13 protein-coding genes are annotated in these 14,550 nt (G+C 65.4%); 6 read left to right on the top strand and 7 right to left on the bottom strand.

Annotated features, from left to right (window positions below):
* The first annotated feature begins 2 nt into the window (after window positions 1–2).
* Genes OHD62_RS06180 through OHD62_RS06170 form a run of 3 tightly spaced genes read left to right on the top strand, consistent with a single transcriptional unit; the run spans window position 3 to window position 4,031 of the window.
* Window positions 3–971, top strand: a complete 969-nt coding sequence (locus tag OHD62_RS06180) for a D-2-hydroxyacid dehydrogenase (protein WP_263781582.1) — start codon at window positions 3–5, stop codon at window positions 969–971.
* A 22-nt stretch (window positions 972–993) separates the two neighbouring features.
* The gene (locus OHD62_RS06175; protein WP_263781581.1) at window positions 994–2,535 is read left to right on the top strand and encodes a trimethylamine methyltransferase family protein; all 1,542 of its coding nucleotides are present in this window, start codon (window positions 994–996) and stop codon (window positions 2,533–2,535) included.
* Window positions 2,536–2,543: 8 nt separating this feature from the next.
* On the top strand, window positions 2,544–4,031 hold the full coding sequence (locus OHD62_RS06170) for an N-acyl-D-amino-acid deacylase family protein (RefSeq protein WP_263781580.1): 1,488 nt from the start codon (window positions 2,544–2,546) through the stop codon (window positions 4,029–4,031).
* Here the strand turns inward: OHD62_RS06170 and OHD62_RS06165 are convergent.
* Genes OHD62_RS06165 through OHD62_RS06135 form a run of 7 tightly spaced genes read right to left on the bottom strand, consistent with a single transcriptional unit; the run spans window position 4,016 to window position 11,164 of the window.
* Complete coding sequence (locus tag OHD62_RS06165) at window positions 4,016–4,681, bottom strand: cysteine hydrolase family protein (protein ID WP_263781579.1); 666 nt, start codon at window positions 4,679–4,681, stop codon at window positions 4,016–4,018. The two genes, OHD62_RS06170 and OHD62_RS06165, sit on opposite strands and share 16 nt — an antisense overlap.
* Window positions 4,678–5,961, bottom strand: a complete 1,284-nt coding sequence (locus OHD62_RS06160; RefSeq protein WP_263781578.1) for a Zn-dependent hydrolase — start codon at window positions 5,959–5,961, stop codon at window positions 4,678–4,680. Before OHD62_RS06160 ends, OHD62_RS06165 begins: the two co-directional genes overlap by 4 nt.
* Entirely contained in the window at window positions 5,958–7,124 is a 1,167-nt protein-coding gene (locus OHD62_RS06155) for an NAD(P)/FAD-dependent oxidoreductase (protein ID WP_263781577.1), read from the bottom strand. Before OHD62_RS06155 ends, OHD62_RS06160 begins: the two co-directional genes overlap by 4 nt.
* Window positions 7,125–7,137: 13 nt before the next feature.
* On the bottom strand, window positions 7,138–8,448 hold the full coding sequence (locus OHD62_RS06150) for a Coenzyme F420 hydrogenase/dehydrogenase, beta subunit C-terminal domain (protein ID WP_263781576.1): 1,311 nt from the start codon (window positions 8,446–8,448) through the stop codon (window positions 7,138–7,140).
* 11 nt (window positions 8,449–8,459) lie between these two features.
* Window positions 8,460–9,374, bottom strand: a complete 915-nt coding sequence (locus tag OHD62_RS06145; protein WP_263781575.1) for a nitrilase-related carbon-nitrogen hydrolase — start codon at window positions 9,372–9,374, stop codon at window positions 8,460–8,462.
* The gene (gene hydA / locus OHD62_RS06140) at window positions 9,359–10,789 is read right to left on the bottom strand and encodes a dihydropyrimidinase (RefSeq protein WP_263781574.1); all 1,431 of its coding nucleotides are present in this window, start codon (window positions 10,787–10,789) and stop codon (window positions 9,359–9,361) included. The genes OHD62_RS06145 and hydA overlap by 16 nt, the downstream gene beginning before the upstream one ends.
* A gap of 24 nt (window positions 10,790–10,813) precedes the next feature.
* On the bottom strand, window positions 10,814–11,164 hold the full coding sequence (locus tag OHD62_RS06135; RefSeq protein ID WP_263781573.1) for a RidA family protein: 351 nt from the start codon (window positions 11,162–11,164) through the stop codon (window positions 10,814–10,816).
* Between the two features lie 250 nt (window positions 11,165–11,414).
* Here OHD62_RS06135 and OHD62_RS06130 point away from each other — a divergent pair, with 250 nt between their 5' ends.
* The 3 genes from OHD62_RS06130 to OHD62_RS06120 are packed head-to-tail and all read left to right on the top strand — an operon-like array spanning window position 11,415 to window position 14,538.
* A complete protein-coding gene (locus tag OHD62_RS06130) occupies window positions 11,415–12,722 on the top strand; it encodes an MFS transporter (protein ID WP_318528581.1) in 1,308 nt (435 codons plus the stop codon).
* Window positions 12,723–12,732: 10 nt separating this feature from the next.
* The gene (locus tag OHD62_RS06125) at window positions 12,733–13,482 is read left to right on the top strand and encodes an SDR family NAD(P)-dependent oxidoreductase (RefSeq protein ID WP_263781572.1); all 750 of its coding nucleotides are present in this window, start codon (window positions 12,733–12,735) and stop codon (window positions 13,480–13,482) included.
* 30 nt (window positions 13,483–13,512) lie between these two features.
* A complete protein-coding gene (locus OHD62_RS06120) occupies window positions 13,513–14,538 on the top strand; it encodes an NAD-dependent epimerase/dehydratase family protein (RefSeq protein ID WP_263781571.1) in 1,026 nt (341 codons plus the stop codon).
* The last annotated feature ends 12 nt before the right edge of the window (window positions 14,539–14,550 follow it).

The following is a 14,550-nucleotide window of genomic DNA, read 5'->3' as shown; positions in this document are numbered from 1 at the left end:
TCATGTCCCCTCGCCCAACCGTCATCCTGCACACCGACAAGCCGGCCGGCGCGTTGGCCGTGCTCGTGGAGACGCACCCGGACCTGCCGGTCCATCCCTGCGAGAGCTACGCGGCGCTTCCCGAGTTGATCGAGCGCGTGGCGGCGGAAGTGGTCTATTCCATCCGCTTCGATGGTACGCCGCGCTATCCACGCCAGGCCCTCGTCGAAAGCCCGACCGTAAAATGGGTGTCCATCGGCGGCTCCGGCACGGATCATCTGGGTCGCTGGGATCCGACGCGCGTTACGGTGACCAATTCCGCAGGCGTCGCCGCCGGCATGCTGGCGGAATATGTGTTCGGCGCCATGCTCTCCTTTTCGCTCGACCTGCGCGGCTTCGAACGCCGCCAGCAGGCTCGCCGGTGGGGCGGCGGCCGTGTCGAGCCGATCGAGGGCAAGACCGTGCTCATCATTGGCCTCGGCAAGACCGGTGAGGCCATCGCCAAGCGAGCACAGGCAATGGGCATGCACACACTTGGCATTCGCGCACGCCCCAAGCCGATGCCTTGCGTCGACGAGGTGCATGGTCCGGACGCGCTTCTGCCGCTGATTGGCCGCGCCGATTTCATCGTCTGCTGCGTGCCGTTGCTGTCCAGCACGCGCGGCCTGGTCGGTGAGGCGGCCTTCGCCGCGATGAAGCCGTCCGCCGTGCTCATCGACATTTCGCGCGGCGGCGTCGTCGAGGAAGCAGCACTTCTGGCCGCGCTCGACGTCAAACGGATCAAGGGCGCGGCGCTCGATGTCTTTGCGACCGAGCCGCTGCCCACAGAGCATCCGCTTTGGGGCTACGACAACGTCGCCATCACGCCGCATTGCGCGGCGGTCTATGACGGCTGGGACATCAAGTCGGTGCGCATGTTCGCCGACAATCTGGCGCGTTATCGCCGTGGCGAGCCGCTGGAGAATGTGGTCAGTCCGGAGCGCGGCTATTGAAGGCCGGGAAGGAATAAATTCGATGTCACAGGACAGGCGCGGCGGCGGCCGCAGATCGAAGCTGGGACGCAGCGGCGGCGGTATCGCGCAACTGCCCTGGCAACATGTGGAGAACCCCTACCCGCCGATGCAGTTGCTCGACGAAGAGCGGATGGAGCGGCTGCACGACACCTCGATGCGTATCCTGTCTGAACTCGGCATCCGCGTCATGAGCGAGCGCGTGATGGATCTGTTCGCTTCCGCCGGCGCCATCGTCGACCGCGAGGAAAAGACTATCCGTATCGACGAGAGCCTGGTGAACGAGGCGCTGCGTGCGGTGCCGTCCTCCTTCACGCTGACCAGCCGCAATCCTGAGAAGCAGGTGCACCTCGGCGGCAATTCGCTGGTCTTCGGCCTAGTGGCGGGTCCGCCCAATGTGCACGACCGCATCAACGGCCGCCGTCAGGGCAATCTTGACGATTACCAGAACTTCATCAAGCTGGCGCACCACTTCAATGCCATCCACATCATCGGCAACCAGGTGGTGGCACCGATGGAGCTGCCGGCCAATTCCCGCCATCTCGACACCTACCATGCCAATCTGACGCTGAGCGATCTCTCCTTCCACTGCACGGCGATCGGCCGCGCGAGGGCAATGGACGGAATCAATATGATGGCGATCGCGCGCGGCATCTCCGTCGAGGAGTTGCGCGCCTCGCCCGGCGTGACCACGATCATCTCGATCAACTCACCGCGCCTGTTCGACGACGCCATGGCCGAGGGACTGATCGCGATGGCCGAACATGGCCAACCGGTGACCGTCACGCCTTTCACCCTGATGGGCGCGATGACGCCGGTGACGCTTGCCGCAGCGCTTTGCCAGCAGAATGCCGAGGCGTTGTTCGGTGTGGTGCTGACCCAGCTCGTCAATCCCGGCACGCCGGTGATGTACGGCGCCTTCACCTCCAATGTCGACATGAAGTCGGGAGCGCCGGCCTTCGGCACACCGGAAAATGCCAAGGCCAACATCATCGCCGGCCAGTTGGCGCGACGCTACAATCTGCCCTACCGTACCTCCAACGCGAATGCCTCCAACGTCGTCGACCTGCAGGCCGCCTACGAGACAGAAATGGCGACGTGGGGCGCGGTGCTGGGTGGCGCCAATCTGATCTACCATGCGGCCGGCTGGCTCGAGGGCGGGCTCACCGCGTCCTATGAAAAGCTCGTGCTCGATGTCGAGATTCTGCAGAACATGATGGAGTTCCTGCGGCCGCTGCCGTTCCAGGAGGAGGATCTCGGTTTCGAGGCCATCAAATCGGTGCCAGCCGGCGGCCATTTCTTCGGCGCCGAGCACACAATGTCGCGCTACACCACCGCCTTCTACCAGCCCATGCTTTCCAACTGGCAGAACCACGGCGCCTGGGAGGAAGCCGGCGGCAAGGATGCGCTGGAGCGGGCGACGGAGCTCTGGCAGCAGGCCCTTCACGACTACGAAGAACCGGTGATGGACCCCGCGATCCGCGAGGAGCTCGACGCCTACGTCGCGCGCCGCCGCGAGGAGATCGCCGCCAATCCGGAAGGTTAGGACCTCCGATGCCCTATGATCTCGTCATCCGCCACGCGACGCTGATCGCCGGCGACGGCTCGAAACCTTTCGAGGCCGACATCGCCGTCACCGGCGACAGGATCGCCACCATCGGTCGGCTGGACGACGCGCAGGGCAGCGAGGAGATCGACGCCAAGGGCAAGGTGGTGGCACCCGGCTTCATCGACGTGCACACCCATGACGACGGCGCGCTTTTGGCGCCACGCGGCATGGACCCGAAGATCAGCCAGGGTGTGACGACGGCGATCGCCGGCAATTGCGGCGTCAGCCTTGCGCCGCTGCTGCTCGACAAGACGCCGCCACCGCCCTTCACGCTGGTCGGCGGCCGCGAGAATTTCCATTTCGATCGTTTTGCCGACTATGTCGCCGAGCTCAAACGGCGCGGCATCGCCACGAACGCGGCCCTGCTCGTCGGCCACACCACTTTGCGCCAGCGCTGCATGCCGGTGACCGACCGTCCGGCCAACGAGGCGGAGACGGTGGCGATGCAGGAAGCCGTGGAGCAGGCGATGGCCGAGGGCGCGTTCGGGCTCAGCACCGGGCTCGACTATCCGCCGGCGGTCAACTCCTCGACCGAAGAGGTCAAGGCGCTCGCCGCCACGGCGGCAAGCCTCGGCGGCCCTTATGTCACCCACACACGCAATTATTTCGAGACGATGGACGAGGCGATCGAGGAAGCCATCGACATTGCCGATCATGCCGGCGGCAAGCTGTTCATCTCACACCACCAGTGCACAGGCCGCGCCAATTTCGGCAAGAGCCGTCCGTCCCTGGAAAGGATCGACCGGGCGCGCGAGACGATGGACATCGGCATGGATGTCTATCCCTATGCCGCGAGCTCGACCGTGCTACGCCTGGAGCGCTGCGACACGGGCCTGAAGATCCTCGTCACATGGTCCGATCCGCATCCGGAGATGGCCAGGCGCGAGATCGCCGACATCGCGCGCGAATGGAACTGCAGTGAGCGCGAGGCGGGCCAGCGCCTGCTGCCGGCTGGTGCTGTCTATTTCCAGCTCGACGAGACGGATGTGCGCACCATCATCGCGCATCCGCGCACCATGATCGGCTCGGATGGCCTGCCGCACGACATCCATCCACATCCGCGCCTATGGGGCACGTTTCCGCGTGTACTCGGTCACTATGCCAGGGATGTCGGGCTGTTCAGCCTGGAGGAGGCTGTGTTCCGCATGACCGGTCTGCCCGCAAGGGAATTCGGCATCCAGCAGCGCGGGCTCCTGACTGAAGGCAATTTCGCCGACCTTGTCATTTTCGATCCGGCGACGATCATCGACACCGCCACCTTCGAGGAGCCGCGCCGGCCCGCTACCGGCATCGAGCATGTCTTCGTCAATGGCATATCCGTCTGGCGGGGCGGCAGGGCGACCGGAGCATTGCCGGGCGCGGTTCTCAAGCCCTCGGCCTCAAAGGTTGTCAGAGGCGCATGTGGCTGCGGCGTCGATCACAGAGCCTCGTAAATCCGGTCGACGGTTTCCAGCGTGTAGACAAATTCCACCGGCCGCGTGCAGCGCCAGCCGTCGAAAGGCTGGCCGGCGAGCGCCTTCAGCGCCTCGGGCAGGCGCAGGATGCCGCCGCCATAGAGCCGGTTGGCCATGTCGAGCATGCCGGTGCGGTGCATGGCCTCGCTCATGCTGCCGCAGGCCTCCTTGACCAGCCAGACGCGAAACCCCTGATAGACTGCGTCGAACACGCTCTCGGTCACGCAGCTGTCGGTCAGCACGCCGGTCACGATCAGGTTCTCGACCTTGAGATCGGCAAGCCGTTTTGAAAGGTCGGTTCGGCGAAAGGCGCTCGGCCAGTGCTTGTGGATGACGATGTCGCCGGGCAGCGCCGCCACCTCGGCGCAGATCGCGGCGCCATCGCTGCCGGCCACGGCGGAGCGGAATTCCTCGGTCAGGATTTCCTCCTGCCTAGCATAGCCGTCGCGTTCCTCCGGCGTCACCCAGGCCTGGGCATGGATGACCGGCACGCCCGCCGCGCGGGCGGCTTCGATCAGCGCGGCGGTGTTGGCGAGGACCGCGTCATAGTCGATCACCGGCCAGGCGGCACCGGGGCGGTACTCGTTCTGCAAGTCGATGACGAGCAAGGCGGTCGCGGCAAGGTTCATGGCTGTCCCAGGGGATTGTCGAAGTCGGTGACGAAGCGAAGAAGGAGACGGATCGCCTGATCGAGATCGGCGATCTCCATCGCTTCATGCGGGTTGTGGCTGCCGTTCTCGTTGCGCACGAAGATCATGATGGTCGCAATGTCGGCGCCGGCAAAGGTGGCCGCGTCATGCCCCGCCCCGCTCGGCACATGTGGCGCCCGCATTTGAAGTTCGGTGGCAGCGCGGTCCAGCCTCGCGATCAGCGCCCGCGACATGGTCGCCGGCTCCCAGGTGAAGCGTGGTCCGGCCTCGAAGCTGACGCCGCGTTTCGCGCCGACTTCGGCGAAGAGCGCGTGCAGCCTCGCCTCGATCCGTTCCAGGACAGCGGCCTCGGCGCTGCGCACATCGAGCGTGAAGCGAAGTTCGCCCAGGACGCGGCTGCCGCCGTGCTGGCTCGGATCGGATTCCACCCGACCGAAGGTGATGGTGGCTTCGTGACCTTCGCGCTCCAGCGCGTCCCATTCCGCTTCAAGGCCGGCGACCAGATCGGCAAACCCAAGCACACTGTCATGCCGGGCAAAGCGCGGCTCGGCGCCGGAATGGCCATAGGTCCCCAAGCATTTCGCGTCGACATAGCGGAAGCCGCCGGCAATGCCGGTGACGATACCGGCCGGCGCACCGGATGCGACAAGGCGCGGTCCCTGCTCGATATGCACTTCGATGAAAGCCGCGATCCGGCCGGCATCGATGCCCGGCACGCCGCGTCGCACGGCATCGGGGTCGAAACCCTCTTCCAACATGTGGTCGGCGAGCGTGCGTCCGCTGTCCGACCGCTTTACTTCGAGCGCCGCCGGCTGCAGCAGGCCAAGTGCGGCCTGGCTGCCGGGATAGGACAGCGGAAACCACACCGCTTCCTCGGCGCGCGTCGCCAGCACGATCAGGTCGCGCGGCAATTGGATGCCTTGCCCGAGCAGTTCGGCCATTACCGCCAGCCCGGCCACGACACCCGCGGCGCCATCGAAATTGCCGCCATGCGGCACGCTGTCGAGATGCGAGCCGATGACGATCGCCGGCAAATCCGGATTGCGGCCCTTCAGCGTCAAATAGAGATTGCCGGCCGCATCGACACGCGCCGTGGCGCCGAGCTTTTCCGCTTCATCGCGCACGAGATCATGCGCAAAACGCTCGCCAGCTCCGTAGGCGATGCGCGTGATCCCTGGCGCGTCAGTGGTGGCCTGCGCCAGCCTCTCCAGCAGATGCCCGGCCAACGTGCCGCCGGCTGTGAGGGTGCCATCGCTCATGAAGCAACCTGCCTGGTTTGAGACTCGTCGCCGCGCAGCCGATGTGGCGTGAGATCGTCCAACGACACACCCTGCCTTGCGACATCGTCTGGAAAGCCCTTGCCCGCGATCAGGCTGGCGCAGACGCGCGACAGCGCCGGCGAAGTCTTGATGCCGTAGCCGCCCTGCCCGACCAGCCAGACGAAATCCGGCACCTCGTCATCCGGTCCGACGACCGGCGAGCCGTCGGCAACGAAGGTCCGCAAGCCCGCCCATGAGCGCGACACCCGCTGCACATCGATCGTGGTCGCCCTTTCAAGACGCTCGGCGCCGATCGCGACGTCGATATCTTCAGCATAGGCATCCATCGGCTGAGAAAGCGTCGCATCGGCAGGCGAGACGAAGAGCTGTCCGGCATCGGGCTTGAAATAGAATTCGGCGCCGACGTCGTTGACCAGCGGCCACTCTGATATGTCGATACCGGCGGGCGCCGGGATATTGAAGGCCGTGCGGCGCTTAGGCTGCAGGCCGAGCGGGCGCACGCCCGCCATCAAAGCGATCTCGTCGCCCCAGGCACCGGCGGCATTGACGAGCGTTGGCGCAAGGAATGTTCCCGCCGGGGTTTCGACCCGCCACTGGCCGCCTCGCCGGTCGATCGCCTTGACGCCGGCATTGGTGACGATGCGCACGCCACGCGCACGGGCGCCGCGCAGATAGCCTTGATGCAGGCCGTTCACATCGATGTCCATCGAATGCGGTTCGACATAGGCGCCGGCGAGGTAATCCGCGCGCAGCACCGGCACGCGCGCAATCGCCTCGGCTTGTGTCATGGCGACAATCGAGGGCACCAAAGCCTGCGCGGCCTCGAGATCCTCGCGCAGGAGGTCGAGCTGATCGGCGCGCGCCACGGTGATCATGCCGCGCTTGCTGAGCAGCGGGTAATCGCAGAAGCCGGCTGGAGGTTCGGTCAGGAAAGCCCGGCTTGCCAGCACGATGCGGCGGATGATGCCGTTGCCGTAGTTCTCGGTAAAGCTCGCTGCCGAGCGGCCGGTGGTGTGGTAGCCGCAATGGCTTTCCCGCTCGAGCACGACCACCTTGGAAGTGCGGGACATCTCGAAGGCGGCGCCGGCGCCGGCAATGCCGCCGCCAATGATGATGATTTCGGTCTGCTCGGCGGCACTCATATCAGCCCATCCTTCAACATGACTGCCCAACCTTGCTTTCGCGCGGCACGGCAGGCGGCTCACCCAGGCGACCGCGGTGAGCGCGGCCGCGAGCGCCGCGCCCCTCGGCCAGGTTCTCCGCCAGCGAATTCTGCAGGGCGCAATCTTCAAGTGCGAGGTCGGTGACAAACGGCACCGGCTTGCCGGCGATCGCCATGCCTTTCAGCCGCGCCCAGACAGCGCGCCGCTTGCGCACCTGGTGCGACTGCAATTCGCTGATCTCGGCAATGCCGGTCTCGCGCTTGATCTCCAGCGCGCCGGTTTCGACTGCCGCGTCGAACAGTTCAAGGCCGCGCCTGGTGCGCACGATGATGCCGTTGAGCGCCTCGTCCTCGGCTGCCGGCCCACCATTCAGCCAGGCATCCGAAACGGCAATGTCCGCCACCTGGCCGATCGCGTCGGGACAGATCTTGCAGCGCGGCTGGATCATCCATTTGTCCTCGTCCTCCCACAGCTGCCGATAGGTAAGCTCGAAGGCGCGGCCGTCTCTGGTTTCGATCCGGTTGAGGCCGGGATTGCCGTAACCGCGATAACGGAACAACGCCAGTTCGTCCTCGGCGAGGCCAAAACGCTGCAGCACCTGTTCCGATTTCGACAGGTCCGATGCGCCGCCGCAAACGAAGGCCAAGGCACAGCGCATGTATTTGTCGACGCGCGGATCGAGCCGCGCCAGGTTGCGAACGGCGGTGATGTCGCAAGGCTTGGCAATCAGCGCGAAGGGTTCGCCGCGATCGAGGATGTCGCCGAAATCCGCCAAGGTCGCGGCCGGGCCGTAGCGCGAGCCCGCGCCCTCGAGCATCGAAGCAGCATCGAAGCTCAGCCGCCGTTCGCTGCGCATCGGCTGGGAACGCGATGCCGCGACATGCAGCACGAATTTGACACGCCCGGAGCTCAGCAGAAACTGGCCGAGCGCTGTCAGCACCCCGCCTCCAGAACCGATAAACCGCACGGTCGGATCTCCGGCGCGGCCGAGCACAAGCCTCTCGACCGGTCCCCAGACCGTGTCCATTAACGCGGTTTCGCCTGATTGGGCTTGCGGCGGACCTGCGATGCGCGTTCCCGGACAGACGGCGTTGATCCGCATCAGCGTCGGCCTGTCCAGCGCCTGCCTAGCCACCGGCCGCTCGCGGCCCTCCGGCGTCATCACCATTTCGATGGCATTAGGCGTGGCTATAGAACGGCAGAGGCCACAGCCGATGCAGAGCCCATTCTCGACGATCTCGCCGAGTGACAGCGGATCGGCCGCGCGCGGCATCGTGTCCTGACTGGCTTCGATGAGGCCCATCTCGCTCGATCTCAGACCGGTTCCGAAATGCGCCGGTACTGGTCGGGGCGGCGATAGAGCGCGAAGTTGAAATTCACCTTCCGGCAGGTCTCGATCAGATCGAGATCGGCGCGATGGACGATGATCTCGTCGTCGAGCGACATCGCTTGCGCGGCGATCTCACCGGTCGGCGCGATGATGCAGGATCCGCCTATCAGCGCCTGGCCGTCTTCAAGCCCGGCCTTGGCGGCGGCCGCCACCCACAGCGTGTTCTGGTAGGCCCCGGCCTGCATCGGAAGATGATTGTGGAACATGCGCAGATGCGCCAGCGCCGGCGCCTCGTCGAGCAGCAGCGGCGTGTTGTAGCCGATGAGCACGACCTCGGCGCCATTGAGGCACAGCATGCGGTAAGTCTCCGGCCAGCGTCGGTCGTTGCAGATCGCCATGCCGACACGGACGCCGCGATAGTCGAAGACGGGAAAGCCGAGATTGCCGGGTTCGAAATAGCGGCGTTCGAGATGCGTGGTGATGCCCTCCTGCGGCTCACTCGACCCCGGCACATGCATCTTGCGGTAGCGGCCAATGAAGCGCCCGTCCGGGCCGACAAGGTCCATGGTGTTGAAATGGCGCGTCCGGCCGTCTTCCCTGGCGATCTCGCAATAGCCGAGCGCGAGGCCGACCTTGAGGCGCGCGGCGGCATCGTAGAGGCGCTGCGTTTCGGGGCCTGGCATCGACTGTTCGAAGAAGGCGTCGATCTCCGCCTGATCGTCAATGCGCCAGCGCGGAAAGAAAGTGGTCAGCGCCATCTCGGGAAATACAGCAATCTCCGCACCTGCGGCGGTGGCCTGTTCCAGCAGATGGACGAGGCGATCGACTGTTTCGGCACGCGAGACGCTGCGCTGGATGGGTCCGGTCTGGGCAACCGCAATAGTCAGGCATCGAGCCATGGCGTCGTCTCCTCGATTGGTTTTCCGGAAAGAGTCGGATCGGCGGCGGTGCACGCTACGAATTGTCCGAACCCCGGCCGCACCTGCAGCTTGCCATCCACGACCACCGGCACGCCGCGCACCAGCACGGTGGTCGGCTTGCCGGTCACGCTCCTGCCCTCATAGGGCGTGAAGTCGACGCGCGAATGCAGCACCTGGTGCCCGAGCGTCCAGGTCGCCATGGGATCCCACAGCGCCAGATCGGCATCGAGGCCGACCGCTATCCGCCCCTTGGCATGGGCCAGACCATAGATCGCGGCGGCATTGCGAGAGGTGAGATCGAGATATCGGTCCAGCGTCAGCCGGCCGGTGAGCAGCCCTTCCGAGAAGAGCAACGGCAGGCGAGTCTCGATGCCAGGAATGCCGCTCAGCGTGGTGGTGAAGCCGGGCGTCCGCGATCTCGCGATCTTATCGGCGAAGAAATAGGGCGAATGGTCGGAGGACCAGAGATCGATGCCGCCTTCGATCAGCGCCTGCCACAGATGCTGATGGCTGCGCGGCGAACGCGGCGGCGGCGAAAAGACAAAACGCGCCGCATCGATGGCCGGGCGGTCGAGGTCGGCTGCGCCGATGAACAGATATTGCGGGCAGGTTTCGGCGATAGCGTCGACGCCGCGCGTCCTCGCTCGCGCCACCTCCTCGGCCGACTGCCAGGACGAGACGTGGACGATGGTCATACGCGCGCCTGTCATTTCGGCGAAGGCCAGCGCACGATGCGTTGCCTCGCGCTCCATCGTCTCGCTGTGGGCAACGACATGGTAGCGGATATCGGTGCGGCCGAGATCGATCAGCCGCTGGCGCGTGCGCCTTATCGCAGCATCGTTCTCGGCATGGACCATGACGATCCAGCCAAGCCTGTGGGCAGTATCGAGCACCCTGAAGAAGAGATCGTCGTCGACGGCAAAACCCTGATAGGTCATGAACAGCTTGACCGAGGCGATGCCGCGACCGGCGAGTTGCGAAAGCTGTTGCTCTACATCCGGGCCGGTGCCCATGGTCACCACGGCGTGCAGCCCATAGTCGATCACCGCGCGGCCTTTGGCGCGATCGAGCGCTCGATCAATGGCGCCGACAGTGCTCATCTTCCGACCCGGCATTCCGAACGGGACGATGCATGTCGTGCCCCCGAAGGCCGCCGAGATGGTGCCGGACTCGAAATCGTCCGCATTGCCGGCCCCGCCCCAGACCGGCTGGTCGAGATGGCAATGGGCGTCGATGCCGCCGGGCATGACCCAACGACCGCCGGCGCCGATCACGGATTTACCGGCCAGGCTGGTGCCAATGGCGGCGATGCGGCCGTCGTCGATGGCGATCTCGCATTCGGCCCACCCGTCGTCGAGCGCAACGCGTCCGCCTTTGATCACCAGCTCATGCATTTGGTTTTCCCACCCCAATCGGCGTCAGCCGACCGCCGCTGTAACCATGATCTCGACGCGATACTGGTCGCCGGCAAGTCGCGCCTCCACCGTCGCGCGCACCGGCATGGCGCTGCGATCGATCCAGGCATCCCAAGCCGTATTCATCATGTCGAAGTCGGCGATGTCGCGCAGCCAGATCTGGGCGCTGAGAAGTTTCGACTTGTCGCTGCCGGCCTTGGCCAGAAGTGTATCGATCTTGGCGAGGATCTGCCTGGTCTGCGCGGTGGTGTCGCCGGAAAGGTCGTCCGCCGTCAGGCCGGAGACATAGACGGTACCGCTATAGCGCAGCACCCGGCAGAAGCGTTGGCCATTATCAAGGCGTTCAATCGTCATCTCCTGGTCTCCTCTCGATCTTCGGCAGGCGACCCATCGTAGGGAGCGTGCAAAAGGACTGTAAAGCCTGTCGCACGGCACAACGCTGTTTTCCGCAACTGGGATGGCCAAAAAAAATGACGCCATAGCCGTGTCAATCTTCGCTTGTGGCATGCATCGCGAGGTGTAGCTTCCATCAGGGAGAGCAGCCGCCGGCCAGCGTGACTGCCAAGGGGAGCCGTCGCAATGCGTAAAAATCCGGCGTCGGTCAGTGATCCTGCTTGCGATCTCCGGCGCCCGTCCTAGCCGGCCGACGGCTGCATTCATGGGGTCGATCGCTCAATCCGCGATGCGCCTGTGGCGGAACGCCGAGCGCTCCCGCGCCACGCTGCCGATCATGGCAAGCGTCTGTCTCGCCTGTATCGGCAGCGCCATGCTGACGACTGCCGTCTCGTTCCACCTCGGCGAACCCGGCGTCGACCCCGACATCGTGCAGATCGTGCTGACCGCCTATCCGGTCGGCTTCCTGATCGGATGCCTGATGACGCGTCCATTGGTCGCCCGCTACGGGCATGAGCGGACCTTCCTTCTGATCCTGACAACAGCGCTGCTGTCGACTCTGGGCTTCGTCTTCACCGACTTCATGCCGGGCTGGTTCTGCTTCCGGCTGCTCGGCGGCATGTCGATGGCCTCTATGTTCGTCGTCTGCGAGAGCTGGATCAATCTCTATGCCGAACAGCACAATCGCGGCGCGCTGTTCTCGATCTACATGCTGACGACGGCGATCGCCGTGCTGCTCGGCCAGATCCTCGTCGCGCTGGTCGGCCCGCAATCTCCGCATCTGTTTCTGGTCGCGGCAGCGACGGTGCTTCTGGCCTTCGCGCCAAAGTTCGCTGGGTCGCGCTGGCCGACGCTGCCTTCGGTGCCGGCCGATCCGGTGCCGGCGCCCGGAGCGAAGGCGGACAGGCGACTCGGACCGCTGGCGCTTTTCAGGCTGGCGCCGGTGACGGTCGTCGCCATTTTCCAGGCCGGCATCACCAACATGAACATCTTCGTATTGACGCCTCTCTACGGCACGCAGATCGGACTATCGGCGGCGGCCACGGTCTGGCTGGTGACCACGATAAGCATCGCCGGCATGCTCGCGCAGACCCCGGTCGGCTGGCTGTCGGACCGGTTCGACCGCCGCCTGATGCTGCTGGCGCAAGGGCTGGTTTCGGTGACGACCTGCGCCGCGATCGCATGGGTCGGCACCCTTTCGGTGCCGCTGCTGTTCGTGCTGTTCTTCCTCTATGGTGCCACGGCGCTGACGATCTATCCGGTGGCGATGGCCTTTGGCGCGTCTCAGCTTCATAGCCGGCACATGGTCGCCGCCTCCGGGACGCTGCTTCTGCTCTACTCGATCGGCAATGTGGCAACGCCGGGTGTCGCAGCAGGGTTGATGGCGCATCTTGGGCCTCCCGCCATGTTCCTGTTGCTCGGCGGCGGCGCTGCCTTGGTCACGCTCGCAGCCTGCTACAATCTGTTGCGCCGGCCGGTCACGGCGCCGGTCATGCAAAGTGTCGAGGAACGGGTTTGAGGTCGCCGTGATGAACCGGCTTAAAGGCAGCGTTGTCCTGATCGCGGGTGCCGCAAGCGGCATTGGCGCCGCCATTGCCCGGCGCTGCGTTGCGGAAGGCGCCAGCGTGATCTGTGCCGACCATGATCCGGCGGCCGCGCAGGCACTTGCCGATGGGCTTGGCGCCGGGGCGGCCGCCTGCCGCTGCGATGTGACCAATGCGGAGTCGGCCAGGGATGCCGTCGACATGGCGAAGCAGCGCTTCGGCCGGCTCGACGGGTTGGTGCACAACGCCGCCGCACCATCGACGAACGCCACCGTCGTCGATCTCGACGAACAGTCCTGGCGCCGCGAGCTCGATGTCAGCCTGACCGGCGCGTTCCTGATGAGCAAGTACGCGGTGCCGTTGATCGCCGCGGGTGGCGGCGGTTCGGTGGTGTTCATCGGCTCGCAGTTCGGGCGGGTCGCGACCACCAGGGCCGTCGCCTATTGCGCCGCCAAGGCGGGACTGATCCATCTTGCCAAGGCCATGGCGGTCGACCATGCACCGGACGAGGTGCGCGTCAACAGCCTGTCGCCGGGCGCGGTAGCGACGACGCGCCTGCTGCGCAGATTTCCGGACTTCGAGGCGGCCAATGCAGGTCTTGGACCGGCCCATCTGCTCGGCCGCATCGCGGAGCCGGATGAGATCGCCGCGGCGGCGGCTTTCCTTTTGTCATCGGACGCGTCCTTCGTCACCGGATCCGACATGCTCGTGGACGGCGGTTATGCGACGCGCTGACCCTCTTCCATCCAAATCAAAGGAGTTCGCATGACGTTGCTCGTCACCGGAGGCACCGGCTTTGTCATGAGCGTGGTCGCGCGCGCGTGGCTCGACCGCGACCCGCAAGCCCGGGCCGTGATCCTCGACCGGTCCGGCCTCGACGCGGCGGCCGAAAGGCATTTCGCCCGGGTCCGAGACCGGCTCACAGTGATCGCCGCCGATGTCCTCGACCCGAAGGCCTGGTCCGCGACACTCGACAAGCATGGCATCACGGCAATCGTGCATGGCGCGACCATCACGCCAATCTCGCGCGGCAGCGCCTCGGAGGCAAAACGCCAGCCAGAGGCGGAAGACCCTGCCCGCATCGTCGATGTCAATCTGATGGGCACCGTGCGGATGCTGGACTGGGCGCGCGCGAGACCAGGTCTCAAGCGCTTCGTCTATGTCAGTTCCGGCTCCGTCTACCGTCACAATGGGCCCGACTGGGGTGGCGAGCCGCTGCCGGAAGACGGCTATGTCGCGCCGTTGACGCTCTACGGCATCTCGAAATTCGCCTCCGAGATGGTGACCAACCGCTATGCCGACCTGTTCGGCCTGTCGGCCGTCTCGGTGCGGCTTGCTTCGGTCTACGGCCCGATGGACCGCGCGACCGAGAGCCGCAACTTTCGCCATGTTCCCAACCGCGTCGCGCATATGGCTCTGGCCGGCGAGACGATCAGGCCGAACAGCCTGGAGCCCGTCGGCGACTATGTCGCCTCGACCGACGTTGCCGCCGCGATCCTTGCGCTGATCGATGCGCCGCGCCTCAATTACCGCCACTACAACATCGGCTCCGGATCCAGCCAGACCATCGGCGAGATCATCGGCTGGGCAAGGGAACGCGTGCCCGGACTGACGGCCGAGGTGACATCAGGAGAAGACGCCAATGTCGTCCAGGATGTGAGACTGAAAGGCGGCATGTGGGGGGCGTATGACATCGCTCGCATCCTACGCGACACCACATGGCGGCCGCGCCCCGGCAAGGAAGCCTTCCACGCTTACATGGACTGGATAGAAGCCAACGAAACGAGCTGAGAGGAACTTGCC

Source organism: Mesorhizobium sp. YC-39, from assembly GCF_025753795.1.
In the GTDB taxonomy this organism is placed as follows: domain Bacteria; phylum Pseudomonadota; class Alphaproteobacteria; order Rhizobiales; family Rhizobiaceae; genus Mesorhizobium.
Note: the sequence above shows the minus strand (reverse complement) of the source record. Positions and strands in the feature narration are given on the sequence as shown.